Origin of the sequence: Rhizobium sp. CB3171, from assembly GCF_029714265.1 — a bacterium.
Taxonomy (GTDB): domain Bacteria; phylum Pseudomonadota; class Alphaproteobacteria; order Rhizobiales; family Rhizobiaceae; genus Rhizobium.
This window is the reverse complement of sequence record NZ_CP121652.1, coordinates 1,350,915-1,371,367: the sequence shown is the minus strand read 5'-3', so window position 1 is coordinate 1,371,367 and position 20,453 is coordinate 1,350,915. Positions and strand designations below refer to the sequence as shown.

General features: G+C 59.5%; 19 protein-coding genes and 2 pseudogenes. 11 read left to right on the top strand and 10 right to left on the bottom strand.

Translation table 11 applies throughout. The features are described from left to right. Positions 1-7 precede the first annotated feature (7 nt). A pseudogene (locus QA648_RS06780) lies at positions 8-787 on the top strand (IS30 family transposase); the annotation flags it as partial. 99 nt (positions 788-886) lie between these two features. On the opposite strand, the gene QA648_RS06775 reads toward QA648_RS06780, so the two are convergent. Both QA648_RS06775 and QA648_RS06770 read right to left on the bottom strand, forming a co-directional pair. Continuing rightward, positions 887-1,963 (bottom strand): D-alanine--D-alanine ligase family protein, encoded by a 1,077-nt coding sequence (locus QA648_RS06775; protein ID WP_283050403.1) that lies wholly within the window; start codon positions 1,961-1,963, stop codon positions 887-889. Between the two features lie 175 nt (positions 1,964-2,138). After that, entirely contained in the window at positions 2,139-2,795 is a 657-nt protein-coding gene (locus QA648_RS06770) for a dihydrofolate reductase family protein (RefSeq protein WP_283050401.1), read from the bottom strand. 294 nt (positions 2,796-3,089) lie between these two features. Here QA648_RS06770 and QA648_RS06765 point away from each other — a divergent pair, with 294 nt between their 5' ends. From QA648_RS06765 to QA648_RS06740, 6 genes are all read left to right on the top strand, one after another. Next, a complete protein-coding gene (locus QA648_RS06765) occupies positions 3,090-4,964 on the top strand; it encodes an ABC transporter ATP-binding protein (protein WP_283050399.1) in 1,875 nt (624 codons plus the stop codon). Positions 4,965-4,966: 2 nt separating this feature from the next. Continuing rightward, positions 4,967-6,868, top strand: a complete 1,902-nt coding sequence (locus QA648_RS06760; RefSeq protein WP_283050397.1) for an ABC transporter ATP-binding protein — start codon at positions 4,967-4,969, stop codon at positions 6,866-6,868. Between the two features lie 39 nt (positions 6,869-6,907). Beyond that, the gene (locus QA648_RS06755) at positions 6,908-7,372 is read left to right on the top strand and encodes a hypothetical protein (RefSeq protein ID WP_104823067.1); all 465 of its coding nucleotides are present in this window, start codon (positions 6,908-6,910) and stop codon (positions 7,370-7,372) included. Positions 7,373-7,450: 78 nt separating this feature from the next. Next, the gene (locus QA648_RS06750; RefSeq protein WP_283051240.1) at positions 7,451-7,957 is read left to right on the top strand and encodes a helix-turn-helix domain-containing protein; all 507 of its coding nucleotides are present in this window, start codon (positions 7,451-7,453) and stop codon (positions 7,955-7,957) included. Between the two features lie 21 nt (positions 7,958-7,978). Then, positions 7,979-9,244 carry a beta-ketoacyl-ACP synthase II gene (fabF, locus tag QA648_RS06745; protein ID WP_283050395.1) on the top strand — a complete coding sequence of 422 codons (1,266 nt, stop codon included), beginning with the start codon at positions 7,979-7,981 and terminating at the stop codon, positions 9,242-9,244. A 118-nt stretch (positions 9,245-9,362) separates the two neighbouring features. After that, entirely contained in the window at positions 9,363-9,788 is a 426-nt protein-coding gene (locus QA648_RS06740) for a DUF4864 domain-containing protein (RefSeq protein ID WP_283050393.1), read from the top strand. A 21-nt stretch (positions 9,789-9,809) separates the two neighbouring features. Here QA648_RS06740 and QA648_RS06735 read toward each other — a convergent pair whose 3' ends face one another. The 7 genes from QA648_RS06735 to coaD all read right to left on the bottom strand — a co-directional run bounded on the left by QA648_RS06735 (position 9,810) and on the right by coaD (position 15,442). After that, positions 9,810-10,580 carry a cell wall hydrolase gene (locus tag QA648_RS06735; protein WP_104823065.1) on the bottom strand — a complete coding sequence of 257 codons (771 nt, stop codon included), beginning with the start codon at positions 10,578-10,580 and terminating at the stop codon, positions 9,810-9,812. A 231-nt stretch (positions 10,581-10,811) separates the two neighbouring features. Next, positions 10,812-11,252: a VOC family protein gene (locus QA648_RS06730; RefSeq protein WP_104823064.1), complete on the bottom strand. Its 441-nt coding sequence runs from the start codon at positions 11,250-11,252 to the stop codon at positions 10,812-10,814. 245 nt (positions 11,253-11,497) lie between these two features. Then, complete coding sequence (tgt, locus tag QA648_RS06725) at positions 11,498-12,628, bottom strand: tRNA guanosine(34) transglycosylase Tgt (protein ID WP_283050390.1); 1,131 nt, start codon at positions 12,626-12,628, stop codon at positions 11,498-11,500. A gap of 6 nt (positions 12,629-12,634) precedes the next feature. Then, entirely contained in the window at positions 12,635-13,720 is a 1,086-nt protein-coding gene (queA, locus tag QA648_RS06720) for a tRNA preQ1(34) S-adenosylmethionine ribosyltransferase-isomerase QueA (protein WP_283050388.1), read from the bottom strand. 73 nt (positions 13,721-13,793) lie between these two features. Next, complete coding sequence (locus QA648_RS06715) at positions 13,794-14,303, bottom strand: peptidylprolyl isomerase (RefSeq protein WP_104823061.1); 510 nt, start codon at positions 14,301-14,303, stop codon at positions 13,794-13,796. Positions 14,304-14,330: 27 nt separating this feature from the next. Further along, positions 14,331-14,903, bottom strand: a complete 573-nt coding sequence (locus QA648_RS06710) for a peptidylprolyl isomerase (protein WP_283050386.1) — start codon at positions 14,901-14,903, stop codon at positions 14,331-14,333. Positions 14,904-14,938: 35 nt separating this feature from the next. Further along, complete coding sequence (coaD, locus tag QA648_RS06705) at positions 14,939-15,442, bottom strand: pantetheine-phosphate adenylyltransferase (protein ID WP_199773545.1); 504 nt, start codon at positions 15,440-15,442, stop codon at positions 14,939-14,941. On the opposite strand from coaD, the gene QA648_RS06700 reads away from it, so the two are divergent. From QA648_RS06700 to QA648_RS06690, 3 genes and pseudogenes are all read left to right on the top strand, one after another. Then, positions 15,392-15,859, top strand: coding sequence for a hypothetical protein (locus tag QA648_RS06700; protein WP_283051470.1), 468 nt, complete (start codon positions 15,392-15,394; stop codon positions 15,857-15,859). The two genes, coaD and QA648_RS06700, sit on opposite strands and share 51 nt — an antisense overlap. Positions 15,860-15,954: 95 nt before the next feature. Continuing rightward, on the top strand, positions 15,955-16,113 hold the full coding sequence (locus QA648_RS06695) for a hypothetical protein (RefSeq protein ID WP_162950149.1): 159 nt from the start codon (positions 15,955-15,957) through the stop codon (positions 16,111-16,113). Positions 16,114-16,465: 352 nt separating this feature from the next. After that, a pseudogene (locus tag QA648_RS06690) lies at positions 16,466-16,651 on the top strand (hypothetical protein); the annotation flags it as partial. 116 nt (positions 16,652-16,767) lie between these two features. Here the strand turns inward: QA648_RS06690 and gyrA are convergent. Beyond that, positions 16,768-19,572 carry a DNA gyrase subunit A gene (gyrA, locus tag QA648_RS06685; RefSeq protein WP_283050382.1) on the bottom strand — a complete coding sequence of 935 codons (2,805 nt, stop codon included), beginning with the start codon at positions 19,570-19,572 and terminating at the stop codon, positions 16,768-16,770. Between the two features lie 225 nt (positions 19,573-19,797). On the opposite strand from gyrA, the gene QA648_RS06680 reads away from it, so the two are divergent. Continuing rightward, on the top strand, positions 19,798-20,430 hold the full coding sequence (locus QA648_RS06680; protein ID WP_104823057.1) for a MarC family protein: 633 nt from the start codon (positions 19,798-19,800) through the stop codon (positions 20,428-20,430). The last annotated feature ends 23 nt before the right edge of the window (positions 20,431-20,453 follow it).

Below are 20,453 nucleotides of genomic sequence, written 5' to 3'. Positions count from 1 at the left end.
TTTTGGCATGTCCCGATGCTATCAGCAATTGACCCTCGCCGATCGTCGTCGCCTTCATCATCTTGTCGAGCGCAAGGTGCCGATCAACGAGATGGCCCGCCAGCTCGGTCGTCACCGCTCGACCATCTATCGTGAGATCAGGCGCAACACGTTCCATGACCGCGAGCTTCCCGAATACAGCGGCTACTTCTCGACGGTTGCCGATGACATTGCCAAGGAGCGACGACGGCGCTTGCGAAAGCTTAGACGCCATCCGCATCTGCGTCGTATGGTGATTGAGAAGCTGGAGGCCTACTGGTCACCGGAGCAAATCGCCGGCCGTCTGCTGTTGGACGGCCTGAGCCTTGTTCGCATTTGCAAGGAGACGATCTACCGCTTCATCTACGGCAAGGAGGATTACGGGCTGGGGCTTTATCGCTATCTGCCGGAGGCGCGCCGCAAGCGCCGCCCCCGTGGCTCCAGAAAGCCACGAAATAGCGTGTTTCCCGCCAGTCATCGGATATCGCAACGACCTGATTTTATTGGCAATCGGACGAGGTTCGGTCACTGGGAAGGCGACCTTTTGATCTTCGAACGCGAGCTCGGTCATGCCAACCTCACCTCATTGGTCGAGCGCAAAAGCCGCTACACCGTGATGATCAAGAACCAAAGCCGACACTCCCGTCCGATCATGGACAAGATCATCGCAACATTCTCTCCTTTGCCAGCCTTCGCACGCCAGAGCTTCACCTTCGACCGCGGCACCGAGTTTGCCGGATTCAGGGCTTTGGAAGATGGGATTGGCGCGCGCAGCGGTGGGTTCCAGTTCGAACTGCAACGTTCTTCCCTCCTTAGCTTGCCGCCACCGCAGAAATTCAGAAATTTCGCGGCGGCACCGCACTATGACTTATCGCGCGGCGCGTGCCAGCCCGTGCGCAACAAGCCGGTCGATGGTCTCCGCATAGCTGACGCCGCTCGCCGCCATGGCTTTGGAATACATGCTGATATCGGTGAAACCGGGAATCGTGTTGATCTCGTTGACGAGAAACTGCATGTCCGCAGTCACGAAGAAATCGACGCGCGCCATGCCATCGCAGCCAACCGCCCGGAAGGCATTGCCTGCCGTCTCGCGGAGCCGGCGCTCGATCTCCTCCGGCAGCTCAGCCGGCACTTTCAAAGCCGCGCCGTTCTCGTCGATATATTTTGCGTCGTAGCTATAAAAACCATGACTTTCTGCCGGCACGATTTCGCCGGGACGCGAAACGAAGAGATTGCCTGCCGTATCCTCCAGCACGCTGCATTCGATCTCGCGGCCTCGGATGAACTCCTCCGCAAGCAGCTTGCGGTCATGCTTGAAGCCTTCCGCGAGCGCTGCTTCATATTCACTGGCCGTCATAACCTTGCTGACGCCGACCGACGATCCCTGACGCGCCGGCTTGATGAACACGGGCAGTCCGAGCGTGCGTTCGAGATCGGCGAAGGAAGGCGCGCCGGTCTCGTGAATGGTGACTCCTCGCGCCGTAGCCAGACCTGCTTGGTTCAGCAGCCGCTTGGCGATGTCTTTGTCCAGCGCAACCGCCGAACCGAGGATACCGCATCCGACAAGCGGCACCCGGGCGACTTCGGCAAGCCCCTGGGGCGAGCCATCCTCGCCATGCGGCCCATGCAGGACGGGAAACAGGATATCGATCTTCGGCAGGTCGCGGGGGCTATCGCCAGCCGGAATCGCGATCATTCGTCCACGCCCACCGGGCACAAGGCAGATTTCTGTCCCGCTCTCCGGCGTCGACAGTTTGCCGTCCTCGAAAGTGCTTAAGAGCCACTTTCCCTCGCGGGTGACGAAGATGGGCACGGCATCGTATTTGGCCGGCTGCAGGGCGCGCATGACATTCGTCGCAGACAGCACCGAGACGTCGTGCTCGGCGGAACGCCCACCAAAAAGCACGGCGATGCGCAGTTTCGAGGATGCCGCGGCGTCTGTCATAAATGTTCTCCGGAATGGTTCGGGTTGCGAGGTCGGGAGCCAATCGCAACGCTACGATTGGCGAAAATGCGGTGGCGAGATGCATTCTCATCTCCGATGTTTCCGGCTGAAGTACGGCAAAGTCCGCCATGCCCGACGGACGCGGGTATGGCGGGATGGTGCTATCATCTGCAGGCTATTCCAAGCTCTGACGGCGCCGGATCTCGGCCTCGGACGGGGCCTGCTGGGCAAAGGAACCGGTCTTGACGTCACCGGCTGGCTCGTAAGTCGCCATGATGACGCCGCTCGGGAATGATTGCGAGCGGATGAGTTTCAGCGCGGCCGGAACCGTTCCCTCGGCGAACAGCTTTTTGCCCTTGCCAAGCAGCACAGGGAAGGTCAGCACCGTATATTCGTCGATCAATCCGTGACGAAGCAGGGTCTGAATAAGGTTGCCGCTCCCCTGGATCAAGAGATCCGGCCCCTCGCCTTTCTTAAGCTCGGTCAGCGCTGCCGTAACGTCAGTTCCGAGCGATTGGCTGTTGTTCCAATCAAGCCTGATATCGCCGCGGGTCGCAACATATTTGGTGACCTTGTTGAACAACACGCCGATAGAGTCATCTTCGCCGGCATAGGGCCAATAAGCAGCAAAGATATCGTAGGTCTTGCGGCCAAGCAGCAGGTCGAAGGGCTTGCCGAATATCTGGCCCAGGGCTGAACCCGTCGCTTCGTCGAAATAGGGAAACGTCCAGCCGCCGAACCGGAATCCGCCGGTCGGATCCTCCTCCGGAGCGCCCGGCGCCTGCATGACCCCGTCGAGGCTGATGAATGTGGCTGTGATGATCCTGCGCATGATGTCCTCCATGAGTTTGGGTTTGTCGATCCGAGGACGTTTCTCTCCAGGTGAAACCGACAGGCGCTTGGAATTTTTGTCCGAAACTTTTCAGGTCCGAGCTCGAATTGCGCCGCGCGACACAGTCGAATACCGCCCATCGCCGAACACGCAATCTAACGCCCAGGTGGCACTTGTGACCATTTGACTCTTGAATGACGGTCCGGAATCGGCGACATTCGTCCTACCAATATTCCCTTTGCGATCCGAACCCGATTTCGGGCCCGCCTCGTTCAAAAATGCCTGGATAAGAGCGTGAGCAGCGATTCCTCAAGAAGCGCGGCGAAGCCATTGGTTTCGTTGGCGCATGTCAATGCGGCTGGTTGGGGTCGGGGTCTCTCCACCATCGTGCGGATCACGCATATGACGCTGCGCCATCCCTGGCAGACCGGCTTGGCGATCGGCGCAACATTCGTTGCGGCGACGCTGCAGCTCTCGATCCCGCGCCTGCTCGGCCGCGCGGTCGATCAAACACAAACGGTGGTTGCCGGCGGCACGGCCGGCCAGCTCGCGGAAAATGCATTGTTGACGACCGCCCTACTCCTGCTGATCGTCAGCATCCTGCGCGGCCTTTTCACGATGGTGCAGAACTATTTCAGCGAAGCCGTCGGACACCACATGGGCTACGAGCTGCGGCTCGCCTGCTATGAAAAGATCCAGCAGCTCTCCTTCAGCTTCCACGACAATGTGCATTCCGGCGATCTGATTACCGTCGGTCTGCTCGATCTGGAAGGCGTGCGCATGTATTTTTCGACGGCGCTGGTGCGCATGGTGCTTCTCACCATGCTGATCGGTGTCGGCGCCTATATGCTTCTGTCGACTGATGTCCTGCTCGGGCTCCTGGCGCTGAGCTTCGTGCCCTTCGTTGCCTGGCGTTCCTCCGTGACACAGCTCAGATTGCGTTCGACTTGGCTCGAACTGCAGGAACGGCTATCGGTGCTAACCCGCGTGATGGAGGAAAATCTCGGCGGCATTCGTGTCGTGCGTGCCTTCGCGGCGCAGGCCCACGAACTGATGAAGTTCGACAGGGCTTCGCACAATGCGCTCACCCTTGCTCACAAACGCGTCGGTATCCGCGTCGTCAATACCAGCGCCATGAACTTCTCCTTTTTCGCCGCCATGGGCCTCGTGCTCTGGGTTGGCGGCACCAAGGTGATTGCGGGCGAGATCAGTGTCGGCACCCTCGCCTCGTTCCTGACCTTCATGACCATTCTGCAGATGCCGGTGCGCCAGCTCGGCCTGATGGTCAACGCGTTTGCCCGCGCATCGACCTGCGGCTCGCGGCTGTTCGCCCTGCTCGACCTCGACATCGCCATCAAGGATGCGCCGGACGCCAAGTCGCTTGCCGTTACGGAAGGCGTTCTGCGCTTCGAAAATGTCGGCTTCACCTATCCCGGCTCGGAAAACCGCCCCATCCTCAGGAATGTCAGCTTCGAGGCGAAGCGCGGCGAAACGATCGGCATTGTCGGGCCGCCCGGCAGCGGCAAATCGACCATCGCGCATCTGATCCCGCGCTTCTATGACGTCACATCCGGCCGGATCACGATCGACGGCCAGGATATCCGCAAGGCGACGCTGCAGTCGCTGCGCCAGTCGGTAGCCGTCGTGCAGCAGGATTCCTTCCTGTTCACGACCAGCATCGAAAACAATATCGCCTATGGCGATCCCTGGGCGAAAGAACAGCGCATCGAGCGCGCCGCCGAATCCGCCCAACTGCACAACTATATTCTCGGCCTACCGGCCGGCTACACCACCGTCGTCGGCGAACGCGGCGTGTCGCTTTCCGGCGGCCAGCGCCAGCGTTTGACGATCGCCCGCACGTTGATGCTGAAGCCAGCGGTGATGGTGTTCGATGATTCGACCGCTGCCATTGACGCCGCAACCGAGCAACGCATCCGCAGCGCCATGAAGCGGTTTGCCCGCGATCGGGTGACCCTCGTTGTCGCCCACCGCCTCAGCTCTCTGATGCATGCCGACCAGATCCTGTTTGTCGAAGACGGTGAGATTGTCGAGCGTGGAACCCACGAGCAGCTCCTTGCTGCCGGTGGGCGGTACAAGGCGCTGTACGATCTGCAGGTCCGCCCGGACAGCGATGTCTCCAGGGTCGCAGGGGCGAGAAGGGAGGCCTGACAATGTCGGAAACTGTTGAAACCGAGCGCAACGACGTGCGCGAAGACGGGCGGCGCCCTCCCCGCGCTGTGGTCGGCTCCCATCGCGTCGAGGAAGAGATTTTCGGCAAGGTCTTCGACGGCAAGATCATCCGCCGCATCTGGGCGTTCGTCAGCCCCTACCGCCGCCAGATCTACATTTCCGTCGGAGCCGTGCTTCTCTTCACCGGGTCGCAGATCGTCATCCCGCTCGTCATCCGCTATGCGATCGATCACGCGATGGCACCTGGCGCGACCAACTATTCGGCGCTCTGGCTGGCCCTGGCGATCTTCACAGCAGCGATTCTGGTCAATTATGCTGCCAGCTATGTGCAGGAGACCTTTGTCGGCCAGGTCGCGGAGGAAGTGCTCTTCGATATCCGCAGGGCGATGTTTGCACATCTGCAGCGGGTATCACTCTCCTTCATGGACAAGACCGAAGTCGGCCGGTTGATGTCGCGCCTGCAGGGCGACGTCAACTCCATGCAGGAATTCCTTGAAACATCGGTGCTTTCCGTCGGCGATATCGCCCTGCTCTTCGGCATCGTCATCGTCATTCTCTCGCTCGATTTCCGGCTTGGCCTGCTGACGCTATCGGTCATGCCGATCCTTTTCGTTGTCCGCCTATTCTGGCTTCCGAAGGCACGCGTCGCCTTTATGAACGCGCATGAGACAAACTCCGTCACCAATGGCGCCTTGGCCGAGGCGATCCATGGAGTGCGCGCCGTTCAGGGCATGCACCGGCAGAGCGTCAATTTCGGTCTCTTCGACGACAAGGCATATACCAACCTCAAGGCACATCTGACCGCTGCGAGATACGCACAGATCATGGTGCCGATCGTCGATACCTTGACGGGCATGGCCATGGCCATCGTCATCATCGTTGGCGGTTCCATGGTGCTGAACCACAGGCTCGATGTCGGCGTCATGGTCGCGTTCCTGTTCTACATTCAGCGCTTCTTCGACCCTATCCGCTCGCTCACTATGCAGTATTCCGTCATGCAGCGTGCCATGGCCTCTGGCCAGCGGTTGACGGATGTGCTCGATGTGCCCGTCGATATCAAGGATGCGCCGGACGCCAAGGTGCTGTCGGCGGATATGGACGGCTCGGTCGAATTCCGCGACGTCGTCTTCGGCTATGATCCGAAACATCCGGTGCTGAAGAATGTCAGCTTCAAGGTCAATCCGGGGGAGACCGTTGCGCTGATCGGGCCGACCGGCTCAGGCAAGTCGAGCTCCATGGCCCTGATCCATCGTTTCTACGACGTGCAGCAGGGTCAGGTGCTCGTCGGCGGCCATGATGTGCGCGCCCTCACCCAGGATTCGCTCGGCCGACAGATCGCCATGGTGCTGCAGGAGCCATTCCTGTTCACCGGCACCGTGCTGGAGAACATTCGCTATAACAAGGCCGAGGCCACGCGCGCGGAGATCGTCGAGGCCGCAAAAGCGGTGGGTGCGCATGAGTTCATCATGCGGCTTGCCGACGGCTACGATACCGTTCTCGGTGAACGTGGCAGCGGCCTGTCGCTCGGCCAGCGCCAGCTTGTCAGCTTTGCCCGCGCCCTCGTCGCCGACGCTAAGATACTCGTGCTCGACGAGGCAACCGCGAACATCGACAGCTATACCGAAATGCTGATCCAAAAGGCGCTGGTGAAGCTGCTCGAGGGACGCACCGGCCTTGTGATTGCTCACCGCCTCGCCACCATCCGCGAGGCCGATCGCATCATCGTCCTGCAGAATGGCCAATTGATCGAGAGCGGCAATCACCATCAGCTCATGGCCAACGGCAAGCTCTATTCGAAGCTTTATAACCTCAATTATGCGTCCTTCGACGATATTCCGGAGGAGGAAGTGAGTGCTTCGGTGCCAGTGGAATCGCGCACCTAGCAGTTCGCTTTTAAAACTGAAGACCTGGAGACTGAAGCGTTGATCACATTTTTCAGACGCTATGCAAAGGCCTCGTTGTCGATACTGTGGAGAGTTTGTCTGATCGTACTCATCGGAGGAGTGATATTTAACGGCGCTCCAGATCAGATCTTTCAACATTTCGTCGAACGCACGGAATTCAGCATAAAGCTCGAACCGGTCTTGCGAGCCACATATTTTGCGCTGATTTTCCTTGTTCTTGCCTTCTGGAGATCCCTTGCCAGAACAATATTGTTCGAGAAAAGCTCATTATTTACGGGCGAGGTGTGGCGTGAAATCTACTTGATGCTTTTTGCGTGGGCATTGGCTTTGGCAGCGCTAGACGCATTCTTAGCCCTGTATGCGTCAACCGACGTATGGGTCGCCATTGTCCGCTCAACACCGTTTCTCTTATTATTGATCTATATTTTTCTCATTTCCTTCAGATACCAAGGAAAACTCAAGCCCTTGGCCGAGCTTCCGTAACGCTGTTTAGCGAGACACCCCGCCATTCAAGCCTAGTGACTTGCATGATGATAGTAACTCATGCTATTCGCCTCGGCCATGCAGAGAACAAGCTTCAGCGCCTTCAAATGTCCTGCCGCCCGTGCGCTCGAAAGCGTCGGCGACTGGTGGAGTATTCTGATCTTGCGCGATGCGCTTCAGGGTCTGACGCGCTTTGATGAATTCCAGAAGAATCTGGGTGTGGCGCCGAATATCCTGACGCGACGGCTGAAACATCTGACGGACGAAGGCCTGTTCGAGCGCCGCCTCTATAGCGAGCGGCCGCCACGCTACGAATACGTGCTGACGGAAAAGGGGCGCGACTTCTTTCCCGTTCTCATGGCGCTGTTTACCTGGGGCAACCAGCATTTGCCGCCCGAGGAGGTTGCCATGCGGCTGGTCGACCCGACGACGGGTGAGGATCGCGATCCCCTTCTCATCGACCGCGTGACCGGCCGCGCTTTTCATCCCGAAGATACGATTCTGGTTCCCGGACCGGCGGCCGACGAGGCCGTGCATGAACGGATCGCGCAGATGAAGGCATGGTTCCTGGGCTTCGACGCCTGATAAAGATAGGAGTACTCCATTATGGATCGAATCGTCGTAACGGGCATGGGCTTGGTTTCGCCGCTGGGCGTCGGCGTCAATGCCGCCTGGAAGCGGCTGGTCGAAGGGCGCTCGGGTCTCAGGCTTCTGCCGGAGACGATGGTCGGCGATCTGGCCGCCAAGGTCGGTGGTGTCGTGCCGAGCCTTGAGGAGGATAGCGAAGCCGGGTTCGATGCCGATCGCTACGTGCCGGTGAAGGACCAGAAGAAGATGGATCGCTTCATCCTCTTCGCCATGGCGGCCGCAGAAGAAGCAATCAGGCAAGCCGGTTGGCAGCCGACCGATCCCGCAGAACTCGAACGCACCGCCACGGTCATCGCCTCCGGCATCGGCGGCTTTCCGGCAATTGCCGACGCGGTGCGCACTGCCGAGACGCGCGGCGTGCGGCGGCTGTCGCCCTTCACCGTCCCCTCATTCCTCGTCAATTTGGCAGCCGGCCAGGTCAGCATTCGCTATGGCTATAAGGGGCCGCTCGGCGCGCCGGTGACGGCCTGCGCTGCTAGCGTCCAGGCGATCGGCGATGCGGCGCGTCTCATCCGTGCCGGTGAAGCCGATGTCGCGATCTGCGGTGGCGCGGAGGCCTGCATCGACAAGGTCAGCCTCGGCGGCTTTGCCGCGGCACGGGCGCTCTCCACCGGCTTCAGCAACCGACCGGAAGAAGCATCCCGTCCCTTCGACGCCGGCCGTGACGGTTTTGTCATGGGCGAAGGCGCCGGCATGCTGGTAATCGAGACGCTGGACCACGCTCTCGCCCGCGGCGCTACGCCGCTCGCCGAACTCGTCGGCTATGGTACCGCCGCCGATGCCTATCATATGACCGCCGGTCCGGAAGATGGCGACGGGGCGCGCCGGGCGATGCTGGCGGCACTGTCGCAGGCGCGGATTTCTCCCAGTGAGGTCAAGCACCTCAATGCCCACGCCACCTCAACGCCGGTCGGCGATCGTGGCGAAATGGAAGCGGTCAAAACGGTATTCGGCCGCGACGGCGGCATCGCCGTCAGCGGCACGAAGGCAGCGACGGGCCATCTTCTTGGCGCTGCCGGCGGCCTGGAAGCGGTCTTCACCATCATGGCGTTGCGCGACCAGATTGCGCCTCCGACCCGCAATCTGCAGGAGGCAGACGCGGCGGCCGACGGTATCGATATTGTTGGCGCAACAGCTCGGCCGATGGCAATGGAATATGCCATCTCCAACGGTTTCGGTTTCGGCGGCGTGAATGCCAGCGCTCTGTTTCGCCGCTGGCAATGATCGGGTTCGGCTTCTCCGGGCTTCGGCGACTACATGGCTGATCCCTGCGATACTCCGCGTCCCTTCTGCAAAGGCATAAAGCGCGCTATGCTCTCCTGGATATTGCCGGAGATCGTCCATGCGCGCTTTATCTCTTGCAGCCGCCCTCTGCATTACCCTCGCCCTCGCCCCGGGCGCACGAGCGGAAGACCCCGTGCAATCGGCGCAGACGTTGATTCAGGAACAGATCGAAGCTTTCCTGCACAATGATGCGGATTCGGCCTATTCCTTCGCTGCCCCCGGCATCAAGGCGCTTTTTCCGGACAAGGACAGCTTCTTCGCCATGGTGAAGAAGAGCTATCAGCCGGTCTATCACCCAGGCAACTACGCCTTCGGCAAGAGCCGCGCCATCGACAACGGCGCGGTCGTCTATCAGGAAGTGCTGATCACCGGCACGGACGGCAAGGACTGGACGGCGATCTATCAGATCGCCCGTCAGCCCGATGGCAGTTATAAGATCAACGGCGTGCAGATCCTGCCGAACGCGACAAGCGAGGGAATCTGATCAGAATTCCCCTCGCCTCTTTTAGCCACCTGCCCTGCTGAAACTGACAGGCTGAACCGCCGCATCCAATGCTGGCCGCGGTAAGGGAACAGCTACAGTAGACGTTGGCGTTGCGCTGATGCTTGCAGTCGTCATTGGATCCGGCGCCGGGATCGGAATCTGGTCTGCAGGTGGCAACAAAACCGGAAATTGCGTTGTTGTGACCGTTTGCACAGGCACATAGTTCATCGCAACTTCGTAGGCCGGGAGCGGCGCTGGCGTTTCAAGGGCGCCATCCTGCCCACGCTTCTCATAGAAAGCGTTTCCGCCGGCCACGGCGACATAGTGCATGTTATTGTAAGGGAATTTCAGACCGTCCGTGTGGAAGAACATCGCATCCTTGACACCCGGATGTCGTTCTCCATTGAGAACCTCCGATGCCGCCTGGTTGAGATCAGGTTCGGCCAGGTCGCTGACCACCCTCGTCATCACGCCTGGCGCAAATTGCCTTTTTTGCGCGACGACGCCGCAGATCGACGAGGCGTAGGCACCGGAGGTCAATCTGTTCATCACGACCGATCCCACTGCCATGTATCCATCATGGTCCGAATGCTCGGACTCGAAATACATCGCTCGCTTCAAACAGTCGCGATCTTTTGCGGTGTAATTGTAGGTTACCTTCGTCGGTCGAATGGACTTGGAAGAGTTTTGGCTGGTCGAGGGTGCTTTCGCCACCGTCGTGCAGCCCGTCGCCGCCAATCCGACAAATATGAGTCCGGAAAGACAGGTCCCCAATGCGCGTTGCGCCCTCAACGGCAGGTGCCTCCTATTTTATTAGTGAGCCCTTATCGATAAAGTGGAACGCTTTGTAGCCGAAGTTCAAAGGAATTTCAAACGCAAAGCACCAAAATAGTCAGTGGATCTTACCACCGGCTGAAGGATCATTTATTACGATTCGCTGTTTTTGCAAACGCTTTCTTATCGCGCCGTCGTCTCAGGCGGCCTTTCGGAAGAGCCCAGTTAGACCACCTGAAAACGCCTAATTCATGAGACAAAGACTGAGACATAAGCCATTGCGGATATTATATTTTCTAATTGATATTTAGGTTCCGGACGCCAGCCGACTTCGACCAGAATTCGTCCTGGTGCGAAGCAATAAAACAACCAACCGCCCCGCATAGCCGACGGCGGTTTCCAGATTTCGCAGCCGGCCAATTTGGCGCGCTCGAATTGTGCGTCCACAGCCTCGCGCGACGGCAGCATGAAGCCGATGTGATAGGTGTTGCGGCCGACCGATATTGAATCAGCTCCGCCGAACCTCTCGACCGGATGGCTGATGACCAGTTCGAGCCCGGCATCGTCGCGCAGGATGGCGAGGCCGTTCGCTCCACGGGTTTCGATTTCGGTGAAATCAAAGACGGAAACAAAAAAATCCCGCGTCGCGGCGACGTCGGGAACATGTAAATCCAGGTGATTCAGTCGCATGACAGCTCCAAGGGGTCTCCCCGCAGAGGCGTGTCGCTCGAAACGGCCCACACCAACGCGGGGTACTCGGCCACAATGGCCAAGTTCCGCGTCGCGGGCCCTCATGCCTATGGCATGGAGCAGAGCTTCCGGATGGAAGGGATTGGGCCTACCGAAACCAACCCTGCCTTTTTCGACAGGCTTCAATTAGCGCGGAATCGGGACATGTTCAAGAGCAGCGCATCGCCACTCTAGCCGTTCTTGAATCACGCCGGCTCGAGATCGCCCCTTGCCCAATTCTCCTGAGTCTCTGCCATGAAATCGGCAAAGCGGCCCTCGGCGATCGCCTGGCGAATGCCGTGCATCAGTTCCTGGTAGTAGGCAAGATTATGCCAGGAAAGCAGCATGCCGCCGAGCGCCTCGTTGGCGCGGACGAGATGGTGCAGGTAGGCGCGGGAATAATCGCGCGAGGCCGGGCAGCTCGATTGATCATCGAGCGGGCGCATGTCCTCCGCGTGACGGGCATTGCGGATATTGACCTTGCCCCTACGCGTAAACGCGAGGCCGTGACGGCCCGAGCGGGTCGGCATCACGCAATCGAACATATCGATGCCGCGGGCGACGGACTTCAAGATATCGTCCGGCGTGCCGACGCCCATGAGATAACGCGGCTTCTCCGTCGGCAGCTCGGGAAGAGTGATCTCAAGCATGCGTAGCATGACTTCCTGTGGCTCGCCGACGGCAAGACCTCCGACGGCATAGCCCTTGAGGTCCATGCCGCTCAGCGCCTGTGCGGAACGGACGCGAAGCTCCGGAACATCGCCGCCCTGCACGATACCGAACATCGCCCTGCCGGGCTGATTGCCGAAAGCCACCTTGCAGCGTTCGGCCCAGCGCAGCGACATTTCCATGGCGCGCTCGATTTCCTTCGGCGTCGCCGGCAACGCCACGCATTCATCGAGCTGCATCTGGATGTCGGAGCCGAGCAGGCCCTGGATCTCGATCGAGCGCTCCGGCGACATGTGATGCGTGCTGCCGTCGACATGCGACTTGAAGGTGACACCCTTCTCGTCGAGCTTGCGCAGGCCGGAGAGCGACATGACCTGGAAGCCGCCGGAGTCAGTAAGGATCGGATGCTGCCAGCGGATCAGCTCGTGCAGGCCGCCGAGGCGGGCGACACGCTCCGCGGTCGGGCGGAGCATCAGGTGATAGGTATTGCCGAGAATGATGTCGGCGCCGGTCTCGCGTACCTGATCGAGATACATCGCCTTGACGGTACCGACCGTGCCGACCGGCATGAAGGCCGGCGTGCGGATCGTGCCGCGCGGCATGGAAACTTCGCCGAGACGGGCACCGCCATCGGTCTTTTTCAACTGGAACTGAAAGCTCTCGCTCATCTCGTCTTAGTCTTTCCGGTAGAGCAGGCTGCCATCGCCATAGGAATAGAAGCGATAGCCTGTCTCAATAGCATGGGTGTAGGCCGCGCGCATGGTATCAAGGCCGGCAAAGGCCGATACCAGCATGAACAGCGTCGAACGCGGCAGATGGAAATTCGTCATCAAGAGATCGACCGCCTTGAAGCGATAGCCGGGCGTGATGAAGATGCCGGTCGCGCCGTGCCAGGGCTTGATCGTTCCGTCATCGCCGGCGGCACTTTCGATCAGCCGTAGCGAGGTCGTGCCGACGCAGACGATGCGCCCGCCCCTCGCCTTCACCGCATTCAGCTTCGCCGCCGTCGTCGCGTCGACATAGCCGATCTCGAAATGCATCTTGTGGTCTTCAGTGTCGTCGGCCTTGACGGGCAGAAACGTACCGGCGCCGACATGCAGCGTCACGAAATGCCGCTCGACGCCCATGATATCAAGCGCGGTAAACAGCGACGGGGTAAAATGCAGGCCCGCGGTCGGCGCAGCAACGGCGCCCTCCTCACGAGCGTAGATTGTCTGGTAGTCCGTGCGGTCGCGCTCGTCTTCCGGCCGTTTGGCGGCGATATAGGGCGGCAACGGAATATGGCCTACTGCGGCAATCGCCTCATCCAGCGCCGGACCGGAGAGATCGAAGCGCAACGTGATCTCGCCGCCCTCACCCTTCTCCTCGACCACGGCGTCAAGAGCGCCAAGGATGCAAACATTTTCGCCATGGCCGAACTGGATGCGATCGCCGATCTTGATGCGCTTGCCCGGCTTGGCGAAAGCTTTCCAGCGGTCGGGCGCGGCGCGCATATGCAGCGTCGCCGACACCTGCTGGCCGGGCGCACCTTCCCGATGACGAACGCCCTCCAACTGGGCCGGGATGACCTTCGTGTCGTTGAAGACGACAGCATCGCCCGGTCGCAGGAAAGACGGCAGATCGCGGATGTGATAATCGCTCAGAGCCGCCTCGCCGTTATTCGGATCGACGACGAGCAGCCGCGCGCTGTCGCGGGGCTCGGCGGGCCTCAGCGCAATGCGCTCATCCGGCAGGTCGAAATCGAAAAGGTCAACGCGCATTCTGGCAATCTCAGCAAAGCGAAACCCGCCCCCACGCCAAAGCGCGAGAGGCGGGCTTCAGGAATAATCACGATCAGACGTCGGCGGCAACCCGAGCGGATACGATCGAGTCCGGATCCTTCACCGGCTCGCCGCGCTTGATCTGGTCGACAATTTCCATGCCGGAGATAACCTGGCCCCAGACCGAGTACTGCTTGTTCAGCCACGGAGCGTCGGCAAAGCAGATGAAGAACTGCGAGTTGGCCGAGTTCGGGTTCTGCGAACGAGCCATCGAGCAGGTGCCGCGAATGTGCGACGTTGCGGAAAATTCGGCCTTCAGGTCGGGCTTCGAGGAGCCGCCCATGCCGGCACGGCCGGGATTGAAGCTCTCGCTGCCCTGCTTGCCGTATTGCACGTCGCCGGTCTGGGCCATGAAGCCGTCGATGACGCGGTGGAAAACGACGCCATCATAAGCCTTCTCGCGGGCAAGTTCCTTGATGCGGGCGACATGCTCGGGCGCTACCTGCGGCAGCAACTGAATGACGACCTGACCCTTGGTGGTTTCCAGGACGAGGGTGTTTTCGGGATCCTTGATCTCAGCCATTTTTGTTTCCTCTTCTCTTCTCGAATTTTACTTCTTGCCGACCGTGACCTTGACCATGCGGTCGGGGTTGCTCACTTCGCCGTTCTGGCCTTCGCCGCGCTTGATCTTGTCGGCGAATTCCATGCCGGAGACGACTTTGCCGACGACCGTGTACTGACCGTTCAGGAAGTCGCCGTCGGCGAACATGATGAAGAACTGCGAGTTGGCGGAATTCGGATCCTGGGCACGCGCCATGCCGACCGTGCCACGCTTGAACGGAACCTTGGAGAATTCGGCCGGAAGATTGGGCATATCGGAGCCGCCCGTACCGGCCTTCTGAGGATTGTAGCCCTTCGACATGTTGCCGTACTGCACGTCGCCGGTCTGGGCCATGAAGCCGTCGATGACACGATGGAAGGCGACGTTGTCATAGGCACCCTTCTTCGCCAGCGCTTCGATCTGTGCGACATGCTTCGGAGCAACATCGGACATCAACTGAATGACGACAGGGCCATCCTTAAGCTGGATCGTCAGAAAATCGTCGGCCGCCGCCGAGAAGGCGCTGCCTGCGAAGGCGGCAAGGCTGAGAAAACCTGCCAATGCGAGATGAAAGAGTTTCATGGGTGCTCCGTTCGGAAAATGATTTCGGCCAGTCTTTATTGGACCGTATCTTTTAGCTTGCCTGTCAGGGCTTCAAGAACCGCTGCGGGCACGAAAGCGCTGACATCGCCGCCCATGGATGCGATCTGCCGCACCAATGTGGCGGTTATAGGCCGCGATGCCGTGCCGGCCGGCAGAAACAGGGTCTGAATATCAGGCGCCATCTGGCGGTTCATGCCGGCCATCTGCATTTCATAGTCAAGATCGGTGCCATCACGCAGGCCGCGCACCAAAAGGCTCGCGCCATGCTTGCGCGCCGCGTCGACCACCAGATTGTCGAAGGCGACAACGGAGATATCCCCAACCTTCTGCGGCAGCGCTTCGGCAAGCGACCGGGTGATCAATTCCGCGCGTTCCTCGAAGGAGAAAAGTGGTTTCTTGCCAGGATGAATGCCGATCGCGACAATAACCTTGGAGGCGACATTCAGCGCCTGCACGAGGACATCCAGATGTCCATTGGTCATCGGATCGAAGGATCCAGGATAAAAGGCTGTCGTCATACCAGACCGGCTCGTTGTTTGCAGCCTTTTGTCACGGATGGGCCGGTATCGCAAGTCATTTACAACCTCTTGGCTGCCTCTGAACAGCAGATGAATGCGACGTTCAAGCCCGTTTCAGATCAACGGTGCTTTATTCGCACCAACATCGAAACGGGCCGCTTTCATCGGCTCATCCGCCTCCGGCTCAGGGAAGATCAGGCCATGTTGGTCCTTATTGTTGCAGTCGCCGTTATCGGCTCTTTCGCTCTTGAATACGCCGTTCATCTTTTCGCGAACAACTACGAAATAGAATGGGCTTCCCCGGCTAACACCACCAATTCTGCTCAAGAAATCGCCAACGCCATGCGCAAAACGCATCGCGAATCTGAACGCCAGATGAACAAGGCATTCAAGGTCGCTTCAGATGGACGTTGGTAAACAGACGCTCAACATCAAGGCGGAACCATTCATCGGCCGCCGCGTTAAAGCCCGAACCTTAAGATTTGCTCATTGCGGTAAGAAGGAAACAGAGTATGCCCGATAAGATCACCCTTATTAACGTCGTTTGGATGACCATGATTTCGGGAATGCTTGCAGCGACAATCGCTCTCTACGATCAAAAGCCTGACCAGTCGAAGATCTACGGTCCCTTTGCTTCGGCTCGTCCCTTCGTTACCACCAGCCAGTATTAAGGGATCTGAACGCTAGTTCCACGAGAGGAAGGGAGCGATCATGTTCACGATATTAACGGTGCTTACGCTTTTCATCAGCAGCATGTTCGTTGTATCCGTCGCGTCCACAATCTCAGCGCTCCACCGCGAAAGCGAGGAGAGCAAGAAGCTGAACAAACACCATAAGGCCCTCTGAACCAAAGGGTGTTGCGATATTTCCTGATCCCGAGTGCGGCCCTCCAATCGCTCGGGTTAATTCGAACCGGACGCTCCCCCAGCGTCCGGTTTTTTTATGTCGTTACGCCGCGAACCTTTCTTCGCTCCCCGGGGCTGGTCTAGCGACAAGTAGCGCGGCAGTCGCTTCAATCGTGCTATGGCTATCGAGTTTCATAGAGGGATCGACATGCGAATTGTTCTTACGGGCAGCTCCGGGCGGCTTGGCCGTGCGATCTTTAACGCCTTAGCGACAAATCACGCGGTTGTCGGGATCGATCGTTCGCCGTTTTCGACGACGCATGTCGTCGGAGATTTTACGGATGCGATGCTGTTGCGCGAAGTGCTGAGGGGTGCGGATGCGATCGTCCATTGCGCGGCTGCCCGAAAACCACGAGATCAACAAAAAACCGGGCAGCCAAGCCGCCCGGTCGTCATTCCATGTGCTGAGTTCACTGAACCTTATTCTTCGGTCGTACCCTCGGCATCGCCGTTCGAGACTTCCGCATCGCCGTTCGCAGCGTCGTCCTCGGCACCATTGTCGCTCGCATCGTCCTCGCCGTCCGGCTCGCTGATACGCTCGACCGAAACGACCTTCTCATCCTTGGCGGTCGAGAAGATGGTGACGCCCTTGGTAGCGCGGCTGGCAATGCGGATGCCGCCGACGGGAACACGGATCAATTGGCCCCCGTCCGACACCAGCATGAGCTGATCACCCTCCTCAACCGGGAAGGCGGCCACAAGCTCGCCGATCTCGCCGGTTTTCGACGTGTCGGTAGCGCGAATACCCTTGCCGCCGCGGCCGGAAATGCGGAAATCGTAGGAAGACGAGCGCTTGCCGAAGCCTTTTTCAGAGACAGTCAGGATGAACTGCTCGAGCGCCTTCAGCTCTTCATAGCGTTCGTCGTTGAGCTGTCCCTCTTCGGTGACTTCTTCGCCAACCAGCGCGATTTCCTCGTCCTCGCCCGTCGCCGAGCGACGCTCGCTGACGGAGCGCTTGAGATAAGCCGCGCGTTCCCAAGGTTCCGCGTCCACATGGCGGACGATGGTCATCGAGATGATGCGGTCGCCGGATGCAAGGCTGATGCCGCGGACGCCGATCGAGTTGCGGCCGGCAAAGACGCGTACGTCCGAAACCGAGAAACGGATACACTGGCCGAGCGCCGTGGTCAGCAGTACGTCGTCATGCTCGGTGCAGGTCTCGACGGAGAGGATTTCGTCGCCCTCTTCCTCCAGCTTCATGGCGATCTTGCCGTTGCGATTGACCTGAACGAAGTCCGACAGCTTGTTGCGGCGCACGGTGCCGCGCGTCGTCGAGAACATGACGTCGAGATTGTCCCAGGTGCTCTCGTCTTCCGGAAGCGGCATGATCGTGGTGATGCGCTCGCCGGGCTCCAGCGGCAACATGTTGATCAGGGCCTTGCCGCGCGACTGCGGCGTGCCGATGGGCAGGCGCCAGACCTTCTCCTTGTAGACGATACCGTGCGACGAGAAGAAGAGAACCGGCGTATGCGTGTTGAGGACAAATAGCCGAGTAACGAAATCCTCGTCACGCGTGGTCATTCCGGAGCGACCCTTGCCGCCACGCCGCTGGGCACGATAGGTGGTCAGAGGCACGCGCTTGATGTAGCCGAGATGTGAAACGGTAACGACCATGTCCTCGCGGGCAATCAGGTCCTCGTCATCCATCTCCAGGCCGCCGTCGACGATTTCGGTGCGGCGCGGCGTGCCGAATTCGTCGCGAACGGCGGCAAGCTCTTCTTTTACAATGGCTTGGATACGAATGCGCGACGACAGGATATCGAGATAGTCCTTGATCTCGGCACCGATCTTATTGAGTTCGTCGCCGATTTCGTCACGGCCAAGTGCCGTCAAACGGGCAAGACGCAGCTCGAGAATGGCGCGCGCCTGCTCTTCCGACAGATTATAGGTGCCGTCTTCGTTGATACGGTGGCGCGGATCATCGATTAGCCGGATAAGGGATTCGACATCTGCCGCCGGCCAGCGGCGGGTCATCAGCTCTTCACGCGCCGATTGCGGGTCGGGCGCATGACGGATAACGCGGATCACTTCATCGATATTGGCGACCGCGATGGCGAGGCCCACCAAGACATGGGCGCGCTCGCGCGCCTTGCGCAACAGATATTTGGTGCGGCGGCTGACCACGTCCTCGCGGAAGGACACGAAGGCCCTCAGCATGTCGAGAAGGGTCAGTTGCTCCGGCTTACCGCCATTCAGCGCCACCACGTTGGCGCCGAAAGAGGTCTGCAGCGGCGTATAGCGATAAAGCTGGTTGAGGATAACCTCGGCGTTGGCGTCGCGCTTCAGCTCGATCACCACGCGATAGCCCTGGCGGTCGGATTCGTCGCGCAGGTCGGAGATGCCTTCGATACGCTTTTCGCGCACGAGTTCAGCCATCTTCTCGATCATCGACGCCTTGTTCACCTGATAAGGAATCTCGGTGATGATGATCTGTTCGCGGTCGCCACGCATCGGCTCGATCGTCGCGACGCCGCGCATGACGATGGAGCCGCGTCCGGTCTCGTAGGCCGAGCGGATGCCGGCACGGCCGAGAATCTTCGCGCCCGTCGGAAAATCCGGACCCGGGATGATCTGCATGATCTCCGGCAGCTCGATCGCCGGATTGTCGATCAGCGCGATACAGCCGTCGATCACTTCGGAAAGATTGTGCGGCGGAATATTGGTCGCCATGCCGACGGCGATACCGCCGGAGCCGTTGACCAGCAGGTTCGGGAACTTTGCCGGGACGACGACGGGCTCGCTCAATGTGCCGTCATAGTTCTCGCGGAAATCGACCGTTTCCTTGTCGAGATCGTCGAGCAGCGAATGCGCGACCTTCTGCAGGCGGCATTCCGTATAACGTTCGGCCGCCGGCGGATCGCCGTCGACGGAGCCGAAATTGCCCTGACCGTCGATCAGCGGCAGGCGAAGCGACCAGGGCTGCGCCATGCGCGCGAGCGCGTCATAAATCGCCAGGTTGCCGTGCGGATGGTATTTACCCATCACGTCACCGGTGACGCGAGCGCATTTTACGTATTTCTTGTTCCAGTCGATCCCGAGTTCCGACATGCCGTACAGAATGCGCCGATGGACGGGCTTGAGACCATCGCGAACATCGGGAAGTGCGCGGCTGACGATCACGCTCATCGCGTAATCGAGATACGACCGCTGCATTTCCTCCATGATGGAAATCGGCTCGATGCCTGGCGGGAGCTTCCCGCCGCCGGGTGGTGTTTGCTCAGTCAAAACAGATCACGATCTCTTTTAGAATCACTGCGAAATTTATAGCCGAAAGGCCCTGCAAGCGCCAATTTTGACGGGTGCTTTTGAACAGGCTTTTGCCCTCTTAACCCGCTAAATCGAACATTTCCGTGGCAGAACGTTTTGGCGAGCCCGCATTGCGCTTTGCGAAACGTCATTCCTCGCATATCAATGGGCCAACAACAAATAGAAACAAATGCCGGGGATCATATGGCGAGCGCGGACACGCTGATCAATGCCTTCACAACGCTGCTCGTCACAGTCGATCCGCCAGGTCTTGCTCCGCTGTTCATCGGCCTTACGGCTGGCATGAACCGGGCTCAACGTCATCAGGTGGCATTGCGCGGCTCGCTGATCGCATTCTTCATCATGGCGGCCTTCGCCCTGTTCGGCGCCAGCGTGCTTGGTATTCTCGGCATTTCCATCGGCGCCTTCCGCATTGCGGGCGGCCTGCTGCTGTTCTGGATCGCTTTCGAGATGGTGTTCGAGCGACGGCAGGACAGAAAGGAAAAGACGACGGAAGTCGCAATCACCAAGGATCATATCCAGAATATTGCGGTGTTTCCCTTGGCGCTGCCGCTGATCGCGGGACCCGGCGCCATTTCGGCAACCATCCTGCTGGCCGGTTCGCTGCAGACAATGCTCGACCGAGCTCAATTGATCCTCGTTATCGCGATCAATCTCGGACTGGTCTATGCGGCGTTAGCGATTTCCGAGAGGCTTGACCGTATGCTGGGGTCAACAGGCCGCGCCATCCTGACGCGCCTGCTCGGTGTCATTCTGGCCGCGCTCGCTGCCCAATTCGTCGTGGACGGCGCGAAAGCGGCGCTCAAACTCACATAAACCCATAGAAAGGCCCGCCGGAA